21 protein-coding genes are annotated in these 25729 nt (G+C 64.0%); 16 read left to right on the plus strand and 5 right to left on the minus strand.

Going from position 1 to position 25729, the window contains the following annotated elements:
- Positions 1-62: 62 nt before the first annotated feature.
- On the minus strand, positions 63-1145 hold the full coding sequence (locus AUR_RS07810) for a YihY/virulence factor BrkB family protein (protein ID WP_021474148.1): 1083 nt from the start codon (positions 1143-1145) through the stop codon (positions 63-65).
- 130 nt (positions 1146-1275) lie between these two features.
- The gene (locus AUR_RS07815) at positions 1276-2487 is read right to left on the minus strand and encodes an ROK family transcriptional regulator (protein ID WP_062098262.1); all 1212 of its coding nucleotides are present in this window, start codon (positions 2485-2487) and stop codon (positions 1276-1278) included.
- A gap of 137 nt (positions 2488-2624) precedes the next feature.
- Between AUR_RS07815 and xylA the strand changes: the two genes are divergently transcribed.
- The 7 genes from xylA (at position 2625) to AUR_RS07850 (ending at position 11502) form a co-directional block, all read left to right on the plus strand.
- Complete coding sequence (gene xylA / locus AUR_RS07820) at positions 2625-3812, plus strand: xylose isomerase (protein ID WP_062098264.1); 1188 nt, start codon at positions 2625-2627, stop codon at positions 3810-3812.
- Between the two features lie 92 nt (positions 3813-3904).
- Positions 3905-5329, plus strand: a complete 1425-nt coding sequence (gene xylB / locus AUR_RS07825; RefSeq protein WP_021474151.1) for a xylulokinase — start codon at positions 3905-3907, stop codon at positions 5327-5329.
- A gap of 69 nt (positions 5330-5398) precedes the next feature.
- Entirely contained in the window at positions 5399-6382 is a 984-nt protein-coding gene (locus AUR_RS07830; RefSeq protein ID WP_062098265.1) for a LacI family DNA-binding transcriptional regulator, read from the plus strand.
- A 195-nt stretch (positions 6383-6577) separates the two neighbouring features.
- Positions 6578-8344 carry a ribulokinase gene (gene araB, locus AUR_RS07835; protein WP_062098267.1) on the plus strand — a complete coding sequence of 589 codons (1767 nt, stop codon included), beginning with the start codon at positions 6578-6580 and terminating at the stop codon, positions 8342-8344.
- Positions 8341-9048, plus strand: a complete 708-nt coding sequence (locus AUR_RS07840; protein WP_062098269.1) for an L-ribulose-5-phosphate 4-epimerase — start codon at positions 8341-8343, stop codon at positions 9046-9048. The genes araB and AUR_RS07840 overlap by 4 nt, the downstream gene beginning before the upstream one ends.
- Positions 9049-9079: 31 nt before the next feature.
- Positions 9080-10609 carry an L-arabinose isomerase gene (araA, locus tag AUR_RS07845; protein ID WP_062098271.1) on the plus strand — a complete coding sequence of 510 codons (1530 nt, stop codon included), beginning with the start codon at positions 9080-9082 and terminating at the stop codon, positions 10607-10609.
- Positions 10606-11502 (plus strand): aldose 1-epimerase family protein, encoded by an 897-nt coding sequence (locus AUR_RS07850; protein ID WP_062098273.1) that lies wholly within the window; start codon positions 10606-10608, stop codon positions 11500-11502. The genes araA and AUR_RS07850 overlap by 4 nt, the downstream gene beginning before the upstream one ends.
- Before the next feature lie 58 nt (positions 11503-11560).
- Here AUR_RS07850 and AUR_RS07855 read toward each other — a convergent pair whose 3' ends face one another.
- Positions 11561-12577, minus strand: a complete 1017-nt coding sequence (locus tag AUR_RS07855; RefSeq protein ID WP_062098275.1) for a LacI family DNA-binding transcriptional regulator — start codon at positions 12575-12577, stop codon at positions 11561-11563.
- A gap of 127 nt (positions 12578-12704) precedes the next feature.
- Between AUR_RS07855 and AUR_RS07860 the strand changes: the two genes are divergently transcribed.
- The 8 genes from AUR_RS07860 to AUR_RS07895 all read left to right on the plus strand — a co-directional run bounded on the left by AUR_RS07860 (position 12705) and on the right by AUR_RS07895 (position 20652).
- Positions 12705-13067, plus strand: a complete 363-nt coding sequence (locus tag AUR_RS07860) for an L-rhamnose mutarotase (RefSeq protein ID WP_062098277.1) — start codon at positions 12705-12707, stop codon at positions 13065-13067.
- On the plus strand, positions 13064-14230 hold the full coding sequence (rhaI, locus tag AUR_RS07865; RefSeq protein WP_062098279.1) for an L-rhamnose isomerase: 1167 nt from the start codon (positions 13064-13066) through the stop codon (positions 14228-14230). Before AUR_RS07860 ends, rhaI begins: the two co-directional genes overlap by 4 nt.
- A 6-nt stretch (positions 14231-14236) precedes the next feature.
- Positions 14237-16324: a bifunctional rhamnulose-1-phosphate aldolase/short-chain dehydrogenase gene (locus tag AUR_RS07870; RefSeq protein ID WP_062098281.1), complete on the plus strand. Its 2088-nt coding sequence runs from the start codon at positions 14237-14239 to the stop codon at positions 16322-16324.
- Positions 16321-17829 (plus strand): rhamnulokinase, encoded by a 1509-nt coding sequence (locus AUR_RS07875; RefSeq protein WP_062098283.1) that lies wholly within the window; start codon positions 16321-16323, stop codon positions 17827-17829. Before AUR_RS07870 ends, AUR_RS07875 begins: the two co-directional genes overlap by 4 nt.
- A 32-nt stretch (positions 17830-17861) precedes the next feature.
- Entirely contained in the window at positions 17862-18440 is a 579-nt protein-coding gene (locus AUR_RS07880) for a helix-turn-helix transcriptional regulator (protein WP_021474162.1), read from the plus strand.
- Entirely contained in the window at positions 18407-19003 is a 597-nt protein-coding gene (locus tag AUR_RS07885) for a DUF6036 family nucleotidyltransferase (RefSeq protein WP_220459252.1), read from the plus strand. Before AUR_RS07880 ends, AUR_RS07885 begins: the two co-directional genes overlap by 34 nt.
- Before the next feature lie 104 nt (positions 19004-19107).
- The gene (gene panD, locus AUR_RS07890) at positions 19108-19539 is read left to right on the plus strand and encodes an aspartate 1-decarboxylase (RefSeq protein WP_170828595.1); all 432 of its coding nucleotides are present in this window, start codon (positions 19108-19110) and stop codon (positions 19537-19539) included.
- Positions 19540-19725: 186 nt separating this feature from the next.
- Positions 19726-20652 carry an AEC family transporter gene (locus AUR_RS07895; protein ID WP_062098285.1) on the plus strand — a complete coding sequence of 309 codons (927 nt, stop codon included), beginning with the start codon at positions 19726-19728 and terminating at the stop codon, positions 20650-20652.
- A 68-nt stretch (positions 20653-20720) separates the two neighbouring features.
- Here AUR_RS07895 and AUR_RS07900 read toward each other — a convergent pair whose 3' ends face one another.
- Both AUR_RS07900 and AUR_RS07905 read right to left on the minus strand, forming a co-directional pair.
- Positions 20721-23357 carry a trehalase-like domain-containing protein gene (locus AUR_RS07900; RefSeq protein WP_062098287.1) on the minus strand — a complete coding sequence of 879 codons (2637 nt, stop codon included), beginning with the start codon at positions 23355-23357 and terminating at the stop codon, positions 20721-20723.
- Positions 23358-23447: 90 nt separating this feature from the next.
- A complete protein-coding gene (locus AUR_RS07905) occupies positions 23448-24437 on the minus strand; it encodes an LLM class flavin-dependent oxidoreductase (protein WP_021474167.1) in 990 nt (329 codons plus the stop codon).
- A gap of 266 nt (positions 24438-24703) precedes the next feature.
- Here AUR_RS07905 and AUR_RS07910 point away from each other — a divergent pair, with 266 nt between their 5' ends.
- A complete protein-coding gene (locus AUR_RS07910; protein ID WP_021474168.1) occupies positions 24704-25684 on the plus strand; it encodes an ABC transporter substrate-binding protein in 981 nt (326 codons plus the stop codon).
- Positions 25685-25729: the final 45 nt, after the last annotated feature.

A 25729-nucleotide genomic window follows, 5' to 3' on the forward strand; every position in this document is an offset into this window, starting at 1 on the left:
ATCCCTGCCAAGGTCACGGCAGGGATCCGCTTTTGTTTGTGCCCCCCGGCAGGTCCAGGGTCCTAGGAGCTCCGCCCGCTTTCTCCCTTGCCGTGGACTTCACGGATTTCCTCACCGCTGCGGACCAACTCGTCTTCCTTTTCCTGCATCTTGTCGCTCTTCTTGGTGTCGCGCGGAGGCAGTTGAATGGTCTCTTCGGCTTCGATGCCGCCCTGCAACTGACGGCCCCGCTCCATCTCGGCGTCGAACTCTGCACCAAACAGGAGGGACATGTTCAGGATCCAGAGCCACAGCAGCATGATGATCACACCCGCAAGGGCGCCATAGGTCTTGTTGTAGTTGCTGAAGTTGGCAACGTAGAACCCAAAGCCGAGCGAGGCCAGGGCAAAGATCACCAGGGCGATCAGGGAGCCCATGCTCATCCAGCGGAACTTGGGCTGCTTCACGTTGGGAGTGAAGTAGTAGAGCACCGCGATGATGGCGACGACGATCAGGATCAGGACCGGCCACTTGGCAATGTTCCAAATGGTCAGGAACGTCTCCGACATACCGATGGCCCCGCCCACTGCTTCAGCCACCGGGCCGCTGAGGACAAGCATGGCCGCCACCAGGGCAGCGCCAACCACGGCCACGACGGTCACGGCGAGCATGGTGCCGCGCAGCTTGACGAAGCCGCGGCCTTCGTCCACCTCGTAGACTCGGTTCATGGCCCGGCTAAAGGCCGTGGTGTAGCCGGAAGCTGACCACAAGGCCACCAAAATACCGAAGACCAGGGCCAAACCTGCGGTGTTGGACTTAGTCAGCTCTTCGATGGGCTGGCGCATGGCCTCGACGCCCGGCCCCGGCGCGAATTGCTGGACGATGTCCAGGAGCGCCCCGGTCGTCTTCCCGGCATCGCCAAAGATACCGATCAGGGAAACCAGGGCGAGCAGCGCCGGGAACATGGAAAGGACCGCGTAGTAGGTCAAACCCGCGGCCGCGTCGGGGCACTGGTCCTTGGTGAACTCACGCAGCGTGCGCTTGGCAATGTACGTCCAGGTGGGCTTCACAAGGTCATTGGGACTGTCCGGCTTCCGGGAGTCCTCGGGAGAAGGGGCAGTAGCTGCCTTCGCGGTGCTGGTCTTTTCAGTTTCGTTAGTACTCATGAGGCACCTGTCCGTGGGGGATAGCTTGCGCGAACAACTGACCCAACAATACTAAGCATGCTGATTATCACAAGGGAAGTCCGTTGCCCCAATCAGGCCGGCGCCCACGGGCCGGCTTTCACAGTCCGCCCTAGGCGGTGCGGTCCGTCACCACCAGGCCCAGCGGCGACGCGATGACGGAGCGGATCACCTGCCCGGCAGCGCCAAGCAAGGTACCGGCGTGCTTGAGTCCGGACACCTTGAGGTCTTCGGGGCGCACCAGGCCCGGGGCGTGGCGCTCCACGCTGGCCAACACCGCGGGACGCAGCCACTCGGCGAGTTCGGCGAAGTGACCGCCCAGGACCACGGCTTCAATATCCATCAACCGGGCTGATGAGGCGAGCGCGACGCCCAAGTACTTTCCGGCGTCGTCCACTGCTTTGACGGCGCGCGGCTCCTTGTCCGCCAAGGCGGCCAGCAAAGCTGCCGTCCGTCCGGAGAGTGGACCGGGGGCAATCCCGGCAGCCTCGAACACAGCCTCCTGGCCCGCGAAAGTTTCCAGGCATCCCACGCCGCCGCAGGAACATCCGGACCCCTCCGGGTGCACCACAATATGGCCGAGCTCCCCGGCCGAACCGCCGGGGCCCGTGTAGAGCTCGGAGCCGATGATGACGCCGCCACCTACGCCTACTTCGCCGGAGACGTAGAGGAAATCGGGCTGGCCTGCCCCGTACCAAAGCTCGCCCAAGGCAGCGCTGTTGGCCTCATTGGACAAGCGGACACCCAGCGGCACATCACCCAGCAGCGCGTCCACGTTCAATTGCTCATGCTCCCAATGCAGGTTGGGAGCGGACAGGACAACACTGCGGGCCTCATCCACGAGGCCCGGAACGGCAAGCCCGCCTCCCAGGATGGCTATGTCCCCGGCAGCCGCGGCGCCCTTCGCCTCGCCGGCAAGTTCTGCGAGCTTGGCCATGACCTCGCCGGGTTTAAGACCACGGTTATGCGACTCCACAGTGGTGGTGAAGCGGAGGTTTCCCCCGAGGTCCACCAGCCCCACCGCGAGGTAATCCACGTTGATTTCCATGCCCACCACGCCCCGCCTGGGGCTGAGCTCCAGGCTCTGGCCTGGCCGGCCGCGTTCGCCGTCCCTGTAGAGGCCCACCTCGGAAACGAGCCCGGATTCCACCAACTCCGCAACCAGGCTGGACACGGCCGCCTTGGTGAGGCCGGTTGCCGCAGCCAGCTGCGCCCGGCTTGGCTTGGCGTCTCCCGTCCGGGCTATGGAGTCCAGGACCAGTGAAAGATTACGACGGCGGACGTCACCCACCCGCCCGGGCGCGGCGTTCTCATTCACTGGCATGGGACTTCCTCGCGGCTTGAAAGTTTCTTGTCGGATTCCATTGACCATGATCCATCATCACCCATATAGTTCAGATTGAAAACTAATTGGAGTGCTTTTCTCAGGTGCCTCCGTCCACGCATTGCAAAGGAGCAAGAATGTCCCCGCAACCCACACCCCAGGACCGTTTCACCTTTGGCCTCTGGACTGTTGGCTGGACCGGCAATGATCCCTTCGGTGTTCCCACCCGCGAGGCGCTGGACCCGGTGGAAGCCGTCCACAAGCTGAGTGAGCTTGGCGCCTATGGCATTACGTTCCATGACAACGATCTGGTCCCGTTCGACGCCACCGCGTCCGAACGCGACCTCATCCTCAAGAACTTCAAGGGCGCCCTCGCAGAAACGGGCCTCAAGGTGCCCATGGTCACCACCAACCTGTTCAGCCACACGGTCTTCAAGGACGGCGGCTTCACGTCCAACGACCGATCCATCCGCCGCTACGCCCTGAGCAAGGTCCTGAGGAACATCGATCTTGCCGCTGAGCTCGGCGCAGAAACGTTCGTCATGTGGGGCGGCCGCGAAGGCAGCGAGTATGACGGCTCCAAGGACCTTTCCGCAGCACTGGACCGCATGAAGGAAGGCGTCGACACCGCTGCGGGCTACATCAAGGAGAAGGGCTATGGCCTGCGCATCGCACTGGAGCCCAAGCCGAACGAGCCCAGGGGCGACATTTTCCTCCCGACCGTAGGCCACGCCCTGGCATTTATTGCCCAGCTGGAACACGGCGACATTGTCGGCCTCAACCCGGAGACCGGCCACGAGCAAATGGCAGGCCTGAACTTCACCCACGGAATCGCCCAGGCACTGTGGGCCGGCAAGCTCTTCCACATTGATCTCAACGGCCAGCGCGGCATCAAGTACGACCAGGACCTGGTGTTCGGCCACGGCGACCTCACCAGCGCCTTCTTCACCGTCGACCTCCTGGAGAACGGCTTCCCGAACGGCGGACCCAAGTACGACGGTCCGCGCCACTTCGACTACAAGCCCTCACGCACCGACGGTTACGACGGCGTCTGGGAGTCGGCCAAGTCCAACATGGCCATGTACCTGCTCCTCAAGGAACGTGCCGTTGCCTTCCGCGCGGACCCCGAAGTCCAGGAAGCACTCGCAACCTCCGGCGTGTTCGAACTCGGCGAATCCACCCTGGCCGCCGGCGAGACCACCGCGGACCTCCTGGCTGACGCATCAGCCTTCGAGTCGTTCGACGCCAACAAGGCCGCGGAGCGCTCCTTCGCCTTCATCAGGCTGAACCAGCTGGCCATCGAGCACCTCCTCGGCGCCCGCTGATTCATTCCATCGTGAAGTTGCGGTGGCCGGTCCGGCTTTGACCCCGGGCCGGCCACCGCACCCGATCCGTTTACACGAAAGATAAGAGAGTTATGCCCCTCGTCGCCGGGATCGACAGTTCCACCCAGTCCTGCAAGGTAGTCATCAGGGACGCAGCAACCGGCGCCCTGGTGCGCCAGGGCCGCGCAGCCCACCCGGAAGGCACCGAAGTCCACCCCGACCATTGGTGGAACGCGCTGCAGGAAGCCATCGCCCAAGCGGGCGGATTGGACGACGTCGATGCCGTTTCCGTAGGCGGCCAGCAACACGGCATGGTGTGCCTCGACGAGTCCGGCGAGGTGGTGCGGCCGGCGCTTCTGTGGAATGACACGCGCTCCGCTCCCGACGCCGAAGCCATGGTTATGGAGGCAGGCGAAGGAGATCCGGCTGGCGGCGCAGCGCAGTGGGCCGCGCTCACCGGCACTGTCCCGGTAGCATCCCTGACAGCCACCAAGCTGCGCTGGCTTGCACGCAACGAGCCGGAAAACGCCCGACGCACCGCTGCGGTTTGCCTGCCGCATGACTGGTTGTCGTGGCGGCTTGCCGGTCACGGTCCGGGATCGGGCCCCGAGCCGCTGCGCCTGCTCCGCACAGACCGCTCCGATGCTTCCGGGACAGGCTACTTCTCCACCGAACGCAATGAATTCCTGCCGCAGGTCCTTGAGAACACGCTGGGTCATGTGCCCCTGCTGCCCGTAGTCCTTGGACCACTGGAAGCGGGCGGCAAAACTCCCGCCGGCGCCCTGATCGGACCCGGCGCCGGGGACAACGCCGCAGCGGGACTCGGCGTCAGCGCCGCCGTCGGAGATGTCGTGGTGTCGATCGGCACCTCCGGGACAGTCTTTGCCGTATCCGATGTTCCGGCCAAGGACGCCAGAGGCCTGGTGGCGGGGTTCGCCGACGCCACAGGCAACTACCTCCCCCTCGCCTGTACCCTCAACGCCACCAGGATCTTCGATGCCACCGCATCGTTGCTCGGGGTTGACCTTGCCGAACTGGGCCGGCTGGCGTTGTCCGCTCCGGAGGGTGCCGGCGGCCTGACGCTCATTCCTTATTTCCAGGGTGAACGCACTCCGAACCTTCCCAATGCCACCGGCTCCCTTCATGGGCTCACGGTGTCCAATTACACGCCCGCGAACCTGGCGCGCGCCGCCGTCGAGGGTGTCCTGTGTTCGCTGGCCGACGGCCTTGCGGCGCTTCAGGCGCAAGGCGTGGCCGCCCGGCGGATCATCCTGGTGGGCGGAGGCGCGCAATCCGAGGCCGTGCAGCAGGTGGCCGCCGCGGCGTTCGGGCTGCCCGTGTCCGTGCCGGAACCGGGAGAGTACGTCGCCGACGGCGCAGCACGTCAGGCCGCCGGAGTCCTCACCGGATCGCTTCCGGACTGGGAGATGGAGGGAACCAACGTTGCCGCCGGTTCCCCGGACCCGGAGTTCCTGGCCAGGTACCGTCATTACGCCGCGAAGGCAGCCAACCACTGATCGGCGTTGCCGGTGCTCTATCGTGACAGGGTGAGCCCCGAACAATCCGCCCCCAGTCGGCCTCCGGTCATGGAAGACGTCGCCCGCGTGGCCGGCGTCTCCCACCAGACAGTTTCCCGGGTCCTGAACAACCATCCGAACGTCAGCGCAAAAACCAAAGAGCGCGTCGAGCAGGCGATCACCGAGCTCGGGTACCGGCGGAACACCGCTGCCCGCAGCTTGGTGACACGCCGGTCCCAGACCATTGGTGTGCTCGGGAGCGAAATGGGCCAATACGGTCCGTCGCGTACCCTGCTTGGAGTACAGCAGGCGGCGCGGGACGCCGGGTACTTCGTCAGCGTCGCCGGGCTGCGGGACGTGACACCGGAAACCATCAAGGACGCAGTGGCGCACTTCATGGACCAGGGCGTGGACGGCATCGTGGTGATCGTCCCGCACCCGGGGACGTTCGAGGTGTTGCACCAAGTCACAAGCCAAGTGCCCTTGGTAGCCGTAGGTGCCGTGGGGGACGAAGAGTTGAGCGGCGCCGCCGTCGATCAGCGTGAGGGGGCCCGGCTCGCGGTCCAGCACCTCATTGAACTCGGGCACCGCAGGATAGGGCACCTCTCCGGCCCCACTGACTGGATTGACGCAGCCGCCCGCATCGAAGGGTGGCAGGAGGCCCTGCAGGGGGCCGGGCTGGAGCCGGCGGAGTTGATCGAAGGCGACTGGAGTGCCGAATGCGGCTATCGCGAAGGCCTCAGGATCGCCGCCGACCGCACTGTGACGGCGTTGTTCGTAGCCAATGACCAAATGGCCCTGGGCGTCTTGCGCGCTTTCCACGAATCGGGAACACGGGTTCCGGAAGACATCAGCGTGGTGGGCTTCGACGACCAACCTGAATCTGCGTTCTTCATTCCGCCACTGACAACCGTCGCCCAGGATTTCGAAGAGCTGGGCCGGCGCTGCATCGATCTTATGCTCCACCTGGTGGAGAACGGCCCGGGCGTCACTGCCGCAACCGTGGCGCCCCGTCTGGTGACGCGCAAGACCACCTCCGCCCCTCCCAACTGAGTCGCAGCACTGCGCGTTTTGAGCCGTGAAAACGCGCACTGCTGCGACTCAGTTGGGGGCGGCGGTGAGTGGGGGGCTTGACTTGCTTGTTGTTAGCGCTAACAATTGCAGCAGACCCTTTGTCCGCCCCTTCACCCCTCCCCACTTCACCCGACCCCCGGCAACGAGGCCTTGGCCAGCCGGATGGAGAATCCCATGAACCCCGTAGAAAACTCACCCTTGGATCAGCAGTACGTCATCGGCGTCGATTTCGGGACGCTGTCCGGACGCGCGGTAGTAGTCCGCGTCTCGGACGGGCTGGAACTCGGCAGTGGCGTGTTCGAGTATCCGCATGCCGTGGTGTCCGAGGTACTCCCCGCTACCGGCGAGCGCCTCCCCGCCGATTGGGCCCTCCAGGTTCCCAACGACTACCGCGACGTCCTGCGCAACGCAGTCCCCGCCGCCGTCGCCGACGCGGGCATCGATCCAGAGAACGTCGTGGGCATCGCCACTGACTTCACGGCCTGCACCATGGTCCCGACGACGGCGGACGGCACTCCGCTGAACGAACTGGACCGCTTCGCTGACCGGCCGCATGCCTACGTCAAGCTCTGGCGTCACCATGCCGCGCAGCCCCAGGCGGACCGCATTAACCAGCTTGCGGAAGAGCGGACGGAAGCGTGGCTGCCCCGCTACGGCGGGTTGATCTCCTCCGAATGGGAATTCGCCAAGGGCCTTCAGCTGCTTGAGGAAGACCCCGAGATCTACGCTGCGATGGACCACTGGGTGGAAGCGGCGGATTGGATCGTCTGGCAGCTGTGCGGCACCTACGTTCGGAACGCCTGCACAGCCGGGTACAAGGGCATTCTCCAGGACGGGCAATACCCGTCCAAAGACTTCCTCACGGCACTCAACCCGCAGTTCGGGGACTTCGTTGACGACAAGCTCGCCCACCGCATCGGGCGCCTCGGCGAAGCGGCGGGAACCTTGACGGAGGAAGCTGCAGCCTGGACCGGATTGCCGGCCGGGATCGCCGTGGCTGTTGGCAATGTGGATGCCCATGTCTGCGCCCCTGCGGCGAACGCGGTCGAACCTGGCCAGTTGGTGGCCATCATGGGCACATCGACGTGCCACGTTATGAACGGGGACACCTTGCGTGAGGTCCCCGGCATGTGCGGAGTGGTCGACGGCGGAATCGTGGACGGGCTGTGGGGTTACGAAGCAGGGCAGTCCGGTGTGGGGGACATCTTCGGCTGGTTCACCAAGAACGGCGTTCCACCGGAATACCACCAAGCTGCCTCGGCTCAAGGCGTCAGCGTCCACGAGTACTTGACCGAACTCGCAGAAAAGCAGGAAATCGGCCAGCACGGCCTGATTGCGTTGGACTGGCACTCCGGTAACCGCTCGGTGCTGGTGGATCACGAACTTTCCGGCGTTGTTGTGGGCCAAACGTTGGCCACCAAACCGGAGGACACCTACCGGGCGCTGCTCGAGGCCACGGCATTCGGCACCCGGACGATCGTGGACGCCTTCCGCGACTCCGGCGTTCCGGTAAAGGAGTTCATCGTGGCAGGCGGGCTCCTCAAGAACAAGCTCCTCATGCAGATCTACGCCGACGTCACGGGTCTGCAGCTCTCCACGATCGGTTCGGAACAAGGCCCGGCGCTGGGCTCGGCCATCCACGCTGCAGTGGCTGCGGGCAAGTACAAGGACATCCGCGAAGCCGCCGCGGCCATGGCTGCAGCCCCGGGTGCCGTGTACACGCCCATCCCTGAAAACGTCGCGGCCTACCAGGCACTGTTCAACGAGTACCGGACCCTCCACGACTACTTCGGTCGCGGCACCAACGACGTGATGCATCGGCTCAAGGCCATCCAGCGGAAAGCGGCGTCCAAGGGAAGCGCATCAGCGATGGCCGGCGACGCACCGCCGTCGAACGCCGCGTCCCAAGCAAGCCAAGCACTGGAAGGTGCCACCGCATGAGCTCCCTCCAGGACACCATCGCCGCAGTCCGGCAAGAAGTCTGCAGGCTGCACGCCGAACTGACCCGCTACCAACTGGTGGTGTGGACGGCCGGCAACGTCTCGGGCAGGATCCCCGGCCACGAGCTCATGGTCATTAAACCGTCCGGCGTTTCCTATGACGACCTAACCCCTGAACAAATGGTGGTCACCGACCTCCATGGCGTGCCGGTCGACAGCATCACCACCGGCACTGGCCAAACCATCTCTTGGCACAATCCGGCCCTGTCGCCGTCCTCCGATACCGCTGCACATGCTTACGTGTACCGGAACATGCCCGAGGTGGGCGGGGTGGTCCACACGCATTCCACCTACGCCACGGCGTGGGCTGCCCGCGGAGAGGACATCCCCTGCGTGCTGACCATGATGGGGGACGAATTCGGCGGCCCGATCCCCGTGGGGCCGTTTGCGCTGATCGGTGACGACTCCATTGGCAAGGGAATTGTGGAGACGCTCAAGAATTCGAACTCCCCCGCGGTGCTGATGCAGAACCACGGGCCCTTCACTATCGGCAAGGACGCCCGTGCGGCGGTGAAGGCAGCCGTGATGTGCGAAGAAGTGGCCAAGACCGTCCACGTTTCGCGCCAACTTGGCGAGCCGCTGCCGATTGATGAAGCCAAGATCGCCTCCCTGTTCGACCGCTACCAGAACGTCTACGGCCGCTGAACCAGGCCCACCCCAAACTTCAGGAGAACTCATGCCCCACAACACATCGGCCAACAGCACATCCCTCGACCAGTTCGAAGTCTGGTTCCTGACCGGCAGTCAGCACCTCTACGGCGAGGACGTCCTCAAACAGGTCGCTGCCCAGTCACAGGAAATCGCCGAGGCCCTCAACGCCAACAGCAACGTTCCGGTCAAGCTCGTGTGGAAGCCCGTCCTCACCGACTCGGACGCCATCCGCCGGACAGCCCTTGAAGCCAACTCGGACGACTCCGTGATCGGCGTGACCGCGTGGATGCACACGTTCAGCCCGGCCAAAATGTGGATCCAAGGCCTGGACGCCCTCCGCAAACCGCTCCTGCACCTGCACACCCAGGCCAATCGGGACCTGCCGTGGGCGGACATCGATTTCGACTTCATGAACCTCAACCAGGCAGCCCACGGGGACCGCGAATTCGGGTACATCCAGTCCCGCCTCGGCGTGCCGCGGAAGACCGTCGTCGGGCATGTCTCCAACCCGGAGGTCGCGCGCCAGGTGGCCGCGTGGCAGCGCGCCTCCGCCGGTTGGGCGGCGGTCCGGAACCTGAAGCTGACGAGGTTCGGCGACAACATGCGCAACGTCGCCGTCACTGAAGGCGACAAGACCGAGGCCGAACTCCGCTTCGGCGTCTCGGTCAACACCTGGTCTGTCAACGAACTCGCCGACGCTGTCCACACCGCGGAAGAGTCCGACGTCGACGCCCTGGTTGCCGAGTACGAGCACCTTTACGAGGTGGCTGACGAGCTGAAAGCCGGTGGCGCCCGCCACGAGTCCCTCCGCTACAGCGCCCGGATCGAGCTGGGCCTCCGGAGCTTCCTTGAGGCCAACGGCTCGGCCGCGTTCACCACATCGTTCGAGGACCTGGGCGAACTCCGCCAACTCCCCGGTATGGCAGTGCAACGGCTCATGGCCGACGGCTACGGGTTCGGGGCCGAGGGCGACTGGAAGACCGCCATCCTGGTCCGCGCCGCAAAGGTCATGGGATCCGGGCTTCCCGGCGGTGCCTCGCTGATGGAGGACTACACCTACCACCTGGAACCGGGCAGCGAAAAGATCCTCGGCGCCCACATGCTTGAAGTCTGCCCGTCCCTGACCGCGAAAAAGCCGCGTGTGGAGATCCACCCGCTTGGTATTGGCGGCAAGGAGGACCCCGTCCGGATGGTGTTCGACACCGATGCCTCGTCCGGCGTCGTCGTTGCGCTGTCCGACATGCGCGACAGGTTCCGCCTGGTCGCGAACGCTGTGAACGTCGTCGACCTTGACCAGCCGCTGCCCCACCTGCCGGTGGCCCGCGCGCTCTGGGAACCCAAGCCGGACTTCGCCACCTCGGCCGCCGCGTGGCTCACCGCCGGAGCGGCGCACCACACGGTATTGTCCACGCAGGTAGGTATGGACGTGTTCGAGGACTTCGCCGAAATCGCCCAAACCGAACTCCTCACCATCGACGAAAGCACCACCATCAAACAGTTCAAGAAGGAACTCGCTTGGAACGCGGCCTACTACAAACTGGCAGGCGGCCTGTGAGCACGGAATTCACCCTTGAAGCCGGCGGTTACAAGGCCGTAGTGACGGAACACGCTGCGGCCTTGCGGGTGCTGCAGTTCCACGGCCGGGACTTGGTGGTTCAGTTCCCGGAAGGGGGGCCCATCCCCGATTACCGGGGCATCATCGCCGCGCCGTGGCCCAACAGGATCGAAGACGGCCAGTACACCTTCGACGGCGTCACCCACCAGCTCCCCGTCAATGAACCCGAGCGTGGCGCTTCTTTGCATGGCCTCGCCTTTCCGCTCGACTGGACTGCGAAGGAGCACGACGCCGGTTCGGTCACGCTGACGTGTGTGGTGGGACCAAGCGAGGGCTACCCCTTCGTGCTGGAACTCACGGCGCAGTACGCCCTGGATGAAAACGGGCTGCACAGCACGGTCCGCGCCGCGAACATCGGGGAGTCCGCAGCTCCCTTCGGCGTGTGTCCGCATCCGTACCTGGTGGCCGGCAGATCGCCACTGAACGAATGGATCCTCGAAGTCCCCGCAGCCACGTTCCTTGAGGTGACGCCGGACCGGCTCCTCCCCATTGAACTGGCGTCTGTGGAAGGTCATGAGTTCGACTTCCGCTCCCCACGTGCAATCGGCACCACCGAGATCGACCACGCGTTCACGGACATAGCGTTCGACGGCGGGTCGGCGCGCCTGTCGCTACGGGACCCGGCGGGCGCCGGCGTCGGAATGGCGTGGGACGAACGCTGCCCGTGGCTGCAGATTCACACGGCGGACAAGCCGGCTCCCCTGCCCAACCGGATCGGACTGGCAGTGGAGCCCATGACGTGCCCGCCGGATGCCTTCAACAGCGGCACGGACCTGATCCGTCTGGAACCGGGCGCAACCCACTCCGCGTCCTGGAGCATCTACTCCCTGTAAACCCAACTGGGTCGCATTTGTGCGCGTTTTGAACGTTCAGAACGCGCACAAATGCTACCTACTTGGGGGAGCCGGCGGTACTTTGGCGCACCACGAGTTCGGGCGTGAAGACGACGGCGCGGTGCTTGGCTCCGCCGCTCTCCTGCTCTTCGGCGAGAAGCTCGACGGCGGTCCGGCCCAGCGCCTCGGTGGGCTGCCGGATGGAGGACAAGGGCACGACGGCGGAGACGGCGAAGTCGATGTCGTCGTAACCGATCAAGGCGATGTCTTCGGGGATTCTCACCGTTCGCAGCATGGTCAGTGACTGCATGACGCCAAGGGCAAGGAGGTCGTTGGAGCAGAAGACGGCTTCAGGACGTTCCTCCGGCGAGCGCTCCACCAGGCTGTTGCCCACCTGGCGCCCGGCAAGGACGGTCTGGCCGGCAGAATCCAGTACCTCCATGGACGCATCGGATTCTTTGGCGACCGCACGCTGCGCGCCCTTGAGTCGGTGGGCCACCTGGCGGATGGACGGGGTACCAACAAAAGCCAGACGACGGCGGCCGATGTCCAGCAGGTGCCGGGCGGCCAGGTAACCGCCTTCCTCATCATCGACGGAGACTGAGCTGCAGCGATCGCTGTCGGCGAGTTGATCCACCAGCACCGTGGGCACGCCACGTTCCCGCAAGGTATCGATCCGGGCCGTGACGTCCCCTACGGGTGAGATCAGGAGTCCTTGGACGCGCTGTTCCTGGAAGAGGTCCATGTAGTGGGCTTCGCGGGCAGCGTCTTGGCCACTGTCCCCCACCAGGACCACGCTTCCGAGCGCGGTGGCCGCATCTTCGGCGGCCCGGGCCACTGAAGAGAAGAAGGGGTTGCCGACATCGAGGACCACCAAGCCGATGGTTCGGCTCTGGCCGGCGCGCAACTGGCGTGCAGCGTCATTGCGCACGAATCCGAGCTCGGCAATGGATTTGAGAACGCGCTCCTTGGTCCGCTGCGAGACCCGGTCCGGGTAATTCAGCACATTGGACACGGTGCCCACGGCAACCTTGGCGTGGATGGCAACATCTTTGATGCTGGCTGTTTGGGACATGCTTTCCGGTCTCCCCCGTCGTCTTGTCCGGCTATATGAACGCCCTTGACACCCCCTTCCTTGCGAGGGTAATTTGAATCGTAACAAATGAAACGATTCAAAACCGAGTAACCCCGGAGAACCGCAGATGAGGGTATGTTTCCGCTCCTCAGTTCAGCCCGAACTGATGGATGAGTACAGGCGCCGGCACGCAGCTGTCTGGCCGGAGATGCTTCGCGCATTGAAGGACGCCGGATGGAACAACTACTCACTGTTCCTTGCTCCGGACGGGCAGCTCATCGGCTACCTGGAATGCGAGGACTACGCGGACGCTCAGGCCCGCATGGCCCTCACCGAGGTCAACGCCCGTTGGCAAGCCGACATGGCAACCCTCTTCGCGAACAGCGACGTACCGCCGGATGAGGGATTCGAAATCCTCGACGAAGTTTTCAACCTTGAAGACCAACTGGCTGCGGCCAGTCACAGCACCCACCAGAAGGAAGAAGCATGAACACCACGGAATCGGCCCTGGGCCGCTTGGGAGAACTGGCCATCGAAGTGCCGTCCTGGGCCTACGGAAATTCGGGGACCCGGTTCAAGGTCTTCGGCACCCCGGGGACCCCGCGCACGGTCCAGGAGAAGATCGCGGACGCGGCGAAGGTCCACGAACTGACGGGCCTGGCGCCCACTGTTGCGCTGCACATCCCGTGGGACAAGGTGGACGATTACTCCGCTCTGCGTTCGTATGCAGAGGACCTGGGGATTGGCCTGGGCACCATCAACTCCAACACGTTCCAGGATGACGAGTACAAGTTCGGCTCCCTGACCTCGTCCAACGAGGCCGTACGCCGCAGGGCCATCGAGCACCACTTGGAGTGCATCCAGATCATGCACGCCACCGGGTCAAAGGATCTGAAGATCTGGCTGGCCGATGGCACCAACTACCCTGGCCAGGACGACATGCGGGGCCGTCAGGACCGCTTGGCCGACTCGCTTCAGGAAATCTACGCCGCCCTGGGTGATGAGCAGCGCCTGGTGTTGGAGTACAAGTTCTTCGAACCGGCTTTCTACCACACCGATGTTCCGGACTGGGGTACCTCGTACGCGCAGACCCTGGCCCTGGGTGAGAAGGCGTTCGTGTGCCTGGACACCGGCCACCACGCCCCGGGGACCAACATCGAGTTCATCGTGATGCAGCTCCTGCGCCTGGGCAAGCTGGGCTCGTTCGACTTCAACTCCCGCTTCTACGCCGATGACGATCTCATTGTGGGCGCGGCTGATCCGTTCCAGCTCTTCCGCATCATGCACGAGGTCATCCGTGGCGGCGGCTTCGGGAAGGATTCCGGTGTCGCGTTGATGCTGGACCAGTGCCACAACCTGGAAGAGAAGATCCCGGGCCAGATCCGCTCGGTGCTCAACGTGCAGGAAATGACTGCCCGCGCCCTGCTGGTGGACACCGCAGCGCTGAACGAGGCGCAGCGTGCCGGGGATGTCCTGGCAGCCAACAGCATCTTCAACGATGCCTTCTACACCGATGTCCGTCAGGCCCTTGCCGAGTGGCGTGAATCCCGCGGCCTGCCCGCCGACCCGATCGCTGCCTACAAGGCCAGCGGCTACCAGAAGAAGATCAACGAGGACCGCGCAGGCGGCCAGCAAGCCGGATGGGGCGCATAAGTAGCCATGAACAAGACTGTTGAAGACCTGATCACCCGTTCCAACCGCCTCGGCGCGGACAAGCGGAACACCAACTTCGCCGGCGGCAACACCTCGGCCAAGGGTTTCGAGAAGGACCCCGTGACCGGCCAGGACGTTGAACTCCTCTGGGTTAAGGGCTCCGGCGGCGACCTGGGCACCCTGAAGGCCGAAAACCTCGCAGTACTTCGGCTCGACCGGCTCCAGGCGCTCAAGTCCGTTTACCCCGGCGTCGAGCGTGAAGACGAGATGGTGGCCGCGTTCGATTACTGCCTGCACGGCAAGGGCGGCGCAGCACCGTCGATCGATACCGCCATGCACGGCCTCGTGGACGCAGCCCACGTTGACCACCTGCATCCGGACTCGGGCATCGCCATTGCGACGGCGGTGGACGGTGAAGCGCTGACGTCGAAGATCTTCGGCGACAAGGTGGTGTGGGTTCCCTGGCGCCGACCCGGCTTCCAGCTCGGTTTGGACATCGCCGCGATCAAGGAAGCCAACCCGCAGGCCGTCGGCACCATCCTGGGCGGCCACGGCATCACCGCCTGGGGCGCCACCAGCGAAGAAGCCGAAGCGAACTCCCTCTGGATCATCGACCGGGCCGAGAAGTACATCGCAGAGAACGGCAAAGCCGAGCCATTCGGCCCCGCCCTCCCCGGCTACGGCGCCCTGCCGGAGAAGGAGCGCCGCGCCAAGGCGGCGGCCCTGGCCCCCGTGATCCGCGGCCTGGCCTCCACGGACAAACCGCAGCTGGGGCACTTCAGCGATGACGCCGTCGTGCTTGACTTCCTCGCCTCCACCGAGCATCCACGCCTCGGCGAACTCGGCACGTCCTGCCCGGACCACTTCCTCCGGACCAAGGTCAAGCCCCTCATCCTGGACCTGCCCGCGGACGCGTCCATCGAAGAGTCCGTGGCCCGCCTGAAGGAACTGCACGCTGAATACCGCGAGGATTACCAGGCGTACTACGACCGGCACGCCGTCCCCAGCCGCTCCCTAACCTCGCAAGCTCGGCCAGGGGACCCGGCGGCCGTGGGCCCAGCCTCACCCCCAATGCGCGGCGCGGACCCGGCGATCGTGCTCATCCCCGGGGTGGGTATGTTCTCCTTCGGTAAGGACAAGCAGACCGCCCGCGTGGCCGGGGAGTTCTATCTCAACGCCATCAACGTCATGCGCGGCGCCGAGGCGATCTCCAGCTACGCCCCGATCGAGGAATCCGAGAAGTTCCGCATCGAGTACTGGGCACTGGAGGAAGCCAAGCTCGCCCGGATGCCCAAGCCCAAGTCCCACGCGACCCGCATCGCACTGGTCACCGGCGCGGCTTCCGGCATCGGGAAGGCGATCGCCACCCGATTGGCGTCCGACGGCGCGTGCGTAGTGATTGCCGACCTGAACCTTGAGAACGCCCAAGCCGTCGCCGAGGAACTGGGCGGTCCCGACGTCGCCATCGGCGTCCAGGCCGACGTGACCAACGAAGCCCAGATCAACGCCGCCATCGCCGAAGCCGTGCTCGCCTTCGGTGGCCTGGACCTGGTGGTCAACAACGCCGGCCTGTCCATTTCCAAGCCGCTGCTCGAAACCACCGAGAAGGACTGGGACCTGCAGCACAACGTCATGGCCAAGGGATCGTTCCTCGTCTCCAAGGCCGCAGCGAAGGTCATGATTGACCAGGGCCTGGGCGGAGACATCATCTACATCTCCTCCAAGAACTCCGTGTTCGCCGGACCCAACAACATCGCCTACTCCGCCACCAAAGCCGACCAAGCCCACCAGGTCCGGCTCCTCGCTGCAGAGCTGGGCGACCACGGCATCCGCGTCAACGGCATCAACCCCGACGGCGTGGTCCGCGGCTCCGGCATCTTCGCCGGCGGCTGGGGCGCCAAACGCGCAGCGGTCTACGGCGTGGACGAGGAAAAGCTGGGCGAGTACTACGCCCAGCGCACCCTCCTCAAGCGCGAAGTCCTCCCCGAACACGTGGCCAACGCCGCAGCCGTGCTCACCAGCAACGAACTCTCCCACACCACCGGCCTGCACATCCCCGTGGACGCCGGCGTCGCAGCAGCGTTCCTCCGATGAGCACTGCATTTGGCGATATCGACGGCGGGCGGCCCACCTCCGGTGTGTTCGCCGCCGTCGATATCGGCGCGTCCTCCGGCCGCGTCATGCTGGGCCGCGTCTGCCCCTCCACAGGCGCGACGCTGGAGACCGTGCACCGTTTCCCCAACGGAGTGGTGGAGCTCGACGGCGGACTCCGCTGGGATTTCGACGCCCTCTTCGCGGAGGTACTTGCAGGCCTCCGCGCGGCCGCGACTGTGGCAGCCGGAAACGGCGAGCGGATCCAAAGCATCGGAATCGACACCTGGGCCGTGGACTACGGGCTGGTGGACGCTTCCGGGAAACTGATCGCCCCACCGTACAGCTACCGGGACGAGCGAAGCCGGTCTGCCGTGGCGCGCGTGCACGCGCTCATTCCACCGGAGCAGCAGTACGCCACCACTGGCCTGCAGTTCCTGCAGTTCAACACCATCTACCAACTGGCTGCAGAGCCCTCCCTCGACGGTGTGCAGGCACTGCTCATCCCGGACCTGATCGCTTTCCTGCTGACCGGGCAGCGTCGGACCGAGGCAACGAATGCCTCCACCACCGGGATGTTTGATGCGGTGACGGAGGAATGGGCCACGGAATTCCTGGATGTACTGGGGCTTCCGCGGGACATCTTCCCGCCACTGATCCAGCCGGGCGAATCTTACGGAACCCTGCGGCCGGACATCGCCTCACAGCTGGGCATGCCTTCCGGTACCCCCGTGGTTGCCGTGGGCTCGCATGACACCGCCTCGGCTGTTGCCGCAGTCCCTGTCGAGCAGGAAGAGTTCGCCTATATCTCCTCCGGAACGTGGTCCCTGGTGGGCCTGGAGCTGAAGCACCCCGTGCTCTCAGAAGAAAGCCGGGCCGCGAACTTCACCAACGAACGCGGAGTCGACGGCACCACCAGGTACCTGCGCAACGTGGGCGGGCTGTGGCTACTAAGCGAGTGCCAGCGCACCTGGGCAGCCCAGGGATTCACCCAATCACTCCCCGCACTGCTGGACGCGGCTGCCGCCCTGCCTCCTGGCGGACCGCAGATCAATGCCGAAGACCCCGCTTTCACCGCACCGGACAACATGCCAGAACGCATCCGCTCAGCCGTGCGGCACAACGGTGACGTGCTCCCCGACCGTCCGGCCTCCGTCGTGCGTTGCATCATGGACAGCCTCGCCGCGGGATACGCCCGGACCCTCAACGACGCCGAACGCCTCACAGGCCGTACCGCCGGCGTGGTGCACGTGGTGGGTGGCGGATCGCAAAACAGGCTGCTCTGCCAACTGACAGCGAATGCCACGGGCAGGCCGGTGGTCGCCGGGCCGGTTGAGGCCACGGCCCTGGGCAACGTGCTGGTCCAAGCCCGCGCCGCCGGCGTGGTGATCGGCGGGTTGACGGAATTGCGGGCGCTTGTTGCGTCAGGGACGGAACTGGTGAGGTACGAGCCCGTGGAGGCCCGGATCGTTCAGAGTTCCTCACGTTCCAGCACAGGCCCGCACTGAAGAATGTAACCGAAAGGTGTCATAATGAAGTCATGGACATGAGTGTTGAGTCTATTGGCCATGCAATTCGCGAGCGACGAAAGGCTTACGGCTACACCCAACAGGATTTGGCTGACGCAATCGGCACTTCCCGTAAGTTTGTGGTCGATCTGGAGGGGGGCAAGGGTGGGGCATCTTTTGGCCTGGTCCTGAAGACCATGAAAATCCTTGGCCTGAGCATAACCTTGGACGACAACCGTGCCCACGAATTCGCCGAAGACTTTACAAAGACAATTAATGAGGGCGACTTTCACTATGCCATTCGCTTGCTGGGTGAATACGCTGCTTCCTCACTCTCAGCCGGACGAGCGCTCATGCCAAATGCACCCTCCTTCGCGGACGATGCCTACTGCACCGCACTTGGCGCAGTCACTCGGTGGGTAGCAGCTAAGACCGGCACCCCAGCGCCCAAATGGGCGAAGAACGCCAAGGCGGCAACGCAACCCGTGTTCCTGGCCGAGAAGCTCCATCCGGTCAGCGAACGAATGAAGGAGCTCATTCGTCGTGAAACTCCGTATGAGATCGCTGCAATGAACGTATGGATCCGCGAGCGGGACTTGGCGACGGTGTGAGTGCATTGAGTGAGTTTCGACGTTCAGACGTGGTTAGGTTGCTCCAGGAGCTAGAGGCTCGCCTCGCATCCCGTGGCGTCTCGTTGGACATCCAAATCATTGGCGGGGCCGCGCTCCTACTCCACGGTCTTCTTGATCGCGCAACCACCGACGTCGATGCCCAATACACCCCCAGCGGTGTGGTGGATGCAGTAGCTGCAGACATGTCCCAAGAGTACGGGTTGCCCCCAAAGTGGTTGAACAACCGCGCAGCAGCGTTCCTCCCTGACGACGCCCAATGGATTGTTGGTCCGAAAGGAACCTCTTCGGCGGTGAGACTCGCCGACTTGCCCACCCTGGCTGCAATGAAGATAGCGGCGGAGCGAGCCAAGGACATCGAGGACCTTGGGCATTTGGTGTTGGCCATGGGCATTGATGATGCTGCCGAATTGGTGCAACTGGCTTTTCAAAAGTATGGCGAGCATTCAGTGACACTGAGCGCCCCCACTGAAAATTACGAAATTGTCGCCGAAGAGGCAATTGCCGCCGCCCGGGCCCTGCGCCGACCACCCATTTCCCCGTAATTCATGCCGCCCAGCGGTTCATGCACCGCGAGCGCAGATCACTGACCTCGAACGTCTCCTACGTCACAGCGGCCGTGAAGCCCCCGCGCTAAACTGAACGCATTATGATCCGCACAATGTTCAAGTCCAAGATTCACCGTGCCACGGTGACCCACGCCGATCTCCACTACGTCGGGTCGGTCACCGTCGATCTGGATCTCCTGGACGCCGCCGACATTCTTCCCGGCGAACTCGTGTCCATCGTGGATATCACCAACGGTGCCCGCCTGGAGACGTACACCATCGCCGGCGAGCGCGGATCAGGGGTCATCGGCATCAACGGTGCCGCAGCCCATCAGGTCCATGTGGGCGACCTCGTCATCCTCATCACTTATGCGGAGATGACTACTGAAGAAGCCAGGTCCTACGAGCCCAAGGTGGTTCACGTGGGGAAGGAAAACCAGATCCTGCAGCTCGGCAACGATCCCGCCGAGGCCCACACACCCGGACTGATGCGGCCCCCGCATGCCTTGAACAACGCGGCTCACCTTAGCTGAACCAGCCACAAACCAAACCTCGACGGCGGCACTCACCCTGAGTGCCGCCGTCGGCGTCTGCGCGCGTGAGTGGGCCCTCGAGTGCGTGCGTCCGGATAACGGACCTCAGCACTGAAAACGCTTACTCGTGAATAAATCTGATTAGGCTGAAGGCGTGATCCACATTTACGCAGCCTGTCCCCTGCCATGATCGGAGTCTTGTCCGGGTTCTTCGTGGTGTGGGCCATCATCCTGGTGGGAATGTTCGTGGGGCGCCGAAACATCCTCGGTGACAACGCGAGATCCGTGCTCAGTTCGCTGACGTTCTTCGTCGCCAGCCCTGCCTTGCTGTTCGAAACGTTGAGCAAAGCCAAGCTTCACGAGGTCTTCGCCGCGCCGCTGCTGGTGACGGCAGTGGGAGCGACCATCACGGGTCTCTTGTTTTTCCTGATTGCGAAGTTCTGGCTGAAGCGCAGCCTTCCTGAATCGCTCATGTCCTCGATGAGTTCGTCTTTGGCCAACTCGGCCAACCTTGGCATTCCCATCGCCGTGTTTGTCCTGGGCGACGCCAGCTACGTGGCGCCGTTGCTCATCTTCCAACTGGCATTTTTCACGCCCATGTATTTGATGGCGTTGGATGCGAGCACCAGCAACCATCGCACCACTCCCCTGCGGTTCGTCCTGATGATCGTCAGGAATCCGATGATCGTGGGATCCGCATTGGGCCTTGTGGTGGCTGGTACCGGCTTTCAAGTCCCCCAACTGATCCTCGAGGCGATCCACTTGATTGGCGGGGCGGCGATTCCGGCCATGTTGATGGCTTTCGGTATGAGCCTGAACGGTTCCAAGCCGCTGCAAAACTCCGGGGGCCGGCGCTTGGACACCCTGCTGGCCAGTGCGTTCAAGCTGCTGGTGCATCCCCTGATCGCGTATGTGTTTGCCCGCTTCGCCTTGAACATGGACGGGCACGCGCTGTTCGCGGTGGTGGTGACCTCTGCCCTGCCGACAGCACAGAACGTGTTCGTTGCCGCCAACCGATACCAAGCGGGCATCACGGTAGCGAAGGACACCGTCCTGCTCACAACCATCGTGGCTGTCCCCGCGATGATCGCAGTGGCGTTGTTGCTCGCCTAGTCCCCAACTGGATCGCAATTGTGCGCGTTTAGCGGCGTGTAAACGCGCACAACTGCGACCTGGATGGGCTACTCGACGTCCGCCTTCGCCAAATTGAGCTCCAGGAGTTGGGCGCAGCGGATAAATCCCAGATGCGAGTAGGCCTGGGGGTGGTTGCCAAGGTGGGTCTCCGTGCCGGGATCGTATTCCTCCGGCAACAATCCCGTTGGACCGAACAAGGCGACCAGGCGGTTGAAGAGCTCCAAGGCATCGTCCAAACGGCCCACTGCGAGGTAGGCCTCGATCAGCCACGTGGTACAGATGTGGAAGCCACCCTCCAAGCCCGGCAGGCCGTCGTCGTACCTGTACCGGAAGACTGTGGGCCCCACGCGCAGTTCCCGTTCCACTGCGGTGACCGTATCCAGGAAGCGCTGGTCGCGGACATCCAGCAGGCCGGACAATCCAATGTGCAGCACTGCGGCGTCCAGGTCGGGGCTGTCATAGGCCACCGTGTAGGACGCAACGGAAGAATCCCACCCTTCCCGCAGGACTTCATCACGGATGGTCTCAGCGGTTCCCGCCCAATCGGCATGCGGCATCCGACCATGCAAACCCGCCGTGCGGACAGCACGATCCAGGGTGACCCAACACATGACCTTGCTGTAGACATGGTGCCGGGGCGGTTTGCGGGCCTCCCAGATTCCATGGTCCGGCTCGTGCCATCGGGCGATGACGGCGTGGGCCATCTGCTCCATGAGGAACCAGTGGTCATCCGGCAGGAAACCCCGCCGTTCCGCCAGGTCATGGATCAGTTCCGCAATGGGACCGAAGACGTCCAACTGAACCTGGTGGTCAGCCGCGTTGCCGATCCTGACCGGGCGCGAACCGGCATACCCCGGCAGGCTGTCCACAATTGCTTCGGTGGAAAGCGGCGCCCCCGTCACCGAGTACAACGGGTGCAGCCATTCGGGCCCCGGGGCGTTCTCCAGGATCCGCCCCAACCAGCCGAGGAAGCCCTCCGCTTCCTCCGTGGACCCGAGGCCCACCAACGCATTCACGGTCATCGAGGCATCACGGAGCCAGCAGTAGCGGTAGTCCCAGTTCCGCGTGCCGCCGATCCCCTCCGGAAGCGACGTGGTGGGCGCGGCAAGGACAGCCCCGGTGGGCTGGTGGACCAAGGACTTCAGAACGAGCGCCGAGCGTCTCACCAGTGAAGTCTTAATGGCCGGCAACCGGAGCGATTTGACCCACTCCCTGGAGGACTGCCCGACGGCGGCGCGCCTGGCCGGTTCTCCGTCCGGATCCGGAGGGGCGGATTCTGTATCACCGCAGCGCAAATTGAGCACAACCGGCCCGGACCCCAGATATACCTCCGCGGTGGCAGTTGCGTGCCGGCTGTCACTGGTGATGGTGAACTCAACGCCCGGCGCGGACAGGATGATGGGATCCGAGGTGCCCACAACGTGGATCTCATCGCCGCGGATCTCCATGTTGAAGGGAGCGCTGGCGTAGTCCGGGCGGGGGGCGAAGACCACCCTGACCGTGCCGTTTCCGGACAGGACCCTGACCAGGCTGGTGATGCCGTCCGGTGCCGGTTCGAGGTAGTCGGTCACGGTGACATCGGCCCAGCGGGTCTCCACGATCATGGTGTTGTCCACGTAGCGCTGCGCGAGGACCGCAGAGGGTTTCACGGGCTCGATGCTGAAGTGACCTGCCGGCTCGCCACCGAGGATGTGTGCGAACAAGGACCCGGAATCGGGCAGCGGGTGACTCATCCAGCAGACCTTCGCGTCCGGGGTGAGCAGCGCCGTGGAGGTGCCGTTCCCAATCATCGAGTGCCGCTCCAAACCAACGGCGTCCTCACCAAAGAGCCACGACCGCCGCAGTTCGAACAACAAAGCCAGCACCCTCGCGAAGGCTTCGGGGTCCGGAATGGTGTGTGCCGCCGTCGTATCTCCCGGCCCGACGTGCAAGCCAAGGTCCGGTCCGCGCAGCGTGGCGAGCGCCCGTTCGTCGCTCTCGGCGTCCCCGGCGTAGAGAGCGGCTGTAACGCCCAAACGGGATCGGAGCTGTTCAAGTGCCTTGCCCTTGGCAGGTTCTTCCACCGTGAGGTCCAGGACGGTGCCGTCGACGATGAAGTAGAGGCCGTACTGGATGGCAATGTGCTGCGCCTTGTACGTTACGCGTTCCACCACATCCTGCGTGGCGGGGCGGGTGCGGACCGCCACGCCTACGGGTTTGCGGACTATGCTGACGCCCTTCTCGAAGCCAACGGCCTCACTCAACGCCGTAGCCACCTCATGCAGCAGGTTTTCGGTGGCAAGGGATTGCCCGTAGGCGAATCCCATGTCGAATTCGACTCCATGGGACCCCACCAAATGCACCTCCGCCGGCAACCGGGAAACGGCGGCCAGGTCCCGCAATGACCGCCCGGAGATGATGCCTGCATGCGTGTTGGGAAGCGCCGCCAGCGCACGCAGTGCCACGGCCGCGCTGTCCAAGGGCAACGTCTCATTGGAAACGCCTTCGGCCTCACACAGCGTGCCGCCGTAATTGCAGGCCACCAAAAGGCCCGGAACCCTGGACAGGACTTTGAGGTCAGCCATCAACTCCGGGGTGATCCCTTGGTCCTCCTGGGGACGGACAAACGAACGGAGTAAACCAAGCGGCAACGAGTTCATCAAGAGCGCCGAATCGGCAACTGACTGGTTCAACGGCGTCGGCATGGCGGTTCCTTCCGGAGTGGATAGGAATAGTTTCCGCCCGAAGGGTTTCCCTCGTATAGCTCTGTAATTGCGTATGTGTAAAAGGAGGTCCTAGGCCGGGACCAGACCCGCCACCTCGGCCACCAACTCGACCGACCGCAGCCGCTCCTGAGTCCCCACGCTCTGGTGCGCAACGATCAGTTCATCCGCATCCGCATGCTTGGCGAATTCGTCCAGGTATTCCCGCACAACGTCGGGGGTTCCCACGGCGGAGAACTTCATCATCTGGGCGATGTGCTGCCCCTGCGGGGAGTCAAGGACCATATCCGCCTCGTCGTCCGTGAACTCGCGTCCGCCGCCAAAAAACAGCGCCACCCTGGCACGCTTCACGGCGAGGTGGATTGCCTGGGCTTCTGCGTTGGTGTCAGCCGCTGTCACGTTGACGCCGGCAATGACGTAGGGCTCGGACAGTTGCTCGGAGGGCTTGAAGTCGCGGCGGTAGATAGCCACTGCGTCGCGCAGGGCGGCGGGCGCAAAGTGTGAAGCGAACGCGTACGGCAGTCCCAGCCGGGCAGCCAGCTGCGCACCGAAAAGCGAGGAGCCCAGAATGTACAGCGGCACGTTGGTTCCCTTGCCCGGAGTCGCCTCCACGCCTTGGATCCGGGTAGGACCCGTGAGGTAACCCTGAAGTTCCAGGACGTCCTGCGGGAACGAGTCGGCAGACATGTGATCGCGCCGCAAAGCACGCATGGTGTTTTGGTCGCTGCCCGGAGCACGGCCCAGGCCGAGGTCGATGCGGCCCGGGTGGAGTGTTTCCAGCGTCCCGAATTGTTCGGCGATGGTCAGCGGCGAATGGTTGGGCAGCATGATGCCGCCTGCCCCCAACCGAATGCTGTTGGTGTGCGCTGCCACGTGGGCGATCAGCACGCTGGTGGCGGATGAGGCGATGGCGGACATGTTGTGGTGTTCGGCGTACCAAACCCGGCGATATCCCAGCTCTTCCGCCTTCTGCGCCATGGCCACACTGCCCGCGAGGCTTTCCGCCACTGTCTGGCCCTTCCCGATGGTTGCCAGGTCGAGGATGGAAAGAGGAACAGTCACAGGGGTACCGGCCTTTCGGAGTGGTTCGCGTCGGCCCGTTGGCGGGCACTTAAGCGACAACGACGGCGTTGCCCGCCTTATTTCTGTGAGTTACGTCGCGGTTCTCCAAAGCGTCCAAAATGCCCCGCTTTGTGACCGGGCGGGACGCGTGATTACCGGCTGTGACCCCCTGTATCTCCGCGTTTCATAGCGCTTTGACCGCTCTTTGCGCCCTACCGGATAGTGGCAGCGACAAGTACGCATCGAACTTCACCCAAGGGGTACCCATGGCACGATTCACAACCAAGACCGGCGTCACCGTGGCGCTGGCAGTCACTGCTCTCTTGGGCCTCGCGGCCTGCTCGGATCCCGGCGCGACGGCGGCAACCGGTTCCGGCTCCGCTTCGGCGAGCGCCACTGCCAAGCAGTTCAACCTCTCGCCGGTACAGGACCGGATCAAAGTTGACGTGGATTCTGCAGCCGCTGCACAGGTTCCCGATGCCATTAAGGCTGACGGCAAGCTCACGGTGGTGACTACCGGCGGAACCCCTCCCCTGAGTCTTTTCGCGTCCGACAACAAGACCCTCATCGGCAGCGAGGTGGATATCGCGTACGCCGTGGGCGGGACCTTGGGCCTTGAGGTGGAAGTCCTGCCGGTGGCGTGGGCCGATTGGCCGCTGGGCGTGGAGTCGGGCAAGTACGAGGCCGTGCTTTCCAACGTGACAGTCACTGAGGCCCGCAAGGAGAAGTTTGACTTCGCCACCTACCGCAATGACCTCCTGGGGTTCTACGCCAAGAGCGATTCGGACATCTCCCAGGTCAAGGAAGCCAAGGACGTAGCCGGAAAACGCATCATCGTGGGTTCCGGTACCAACCAGGAAGCCATCTTGGTCCGCTGGGACGAGGAGAACAAGAAGAACGGACTGAAGCCCGTTGATTTCCAGTATTACGACGACGACTCCGCCTCCCAGCTTGCCCTCCAGTCAGGCCGTGCGGACCTCACGTTCGGCCCCAACGCCTCAGCGGCCTACAAGGCTGCGCAGGACGGCAAGACCAAGCAGGTAGGAACGGTTGAAGGCGGCTGGCCCCTGAAAGCGGAGATCGCCTTCACCACCAAGAAGGGCAACGGTTTGGCGGTAGCCGCCCAGAGCGCCCTGAACAAGCTGATCAAGGACGGCAACTACGGCAGGATTCTCGAGCGTTGGGGCCTTTCCTCCGAAGCCATCCCGGCTTCGGAACTGAACCCGGCAGGCCTGCCCAAGAAGTAGCAGGGCACGGTGGTTCCAGGACCTGTGAAGGGTATGCAAACCTAC

Origin of the sequence: Paenarthrobacter ureafaciens, assembly GCF_004028095.1 — a bacterium.
GTDB classification, from domain to species: domain Bacteria; phylum Actinomycetota; class Actinomycetes; order Actinomycetales; family Micrococcaceae; genus Arthrobacter; species Arthrobacter ureafaciens.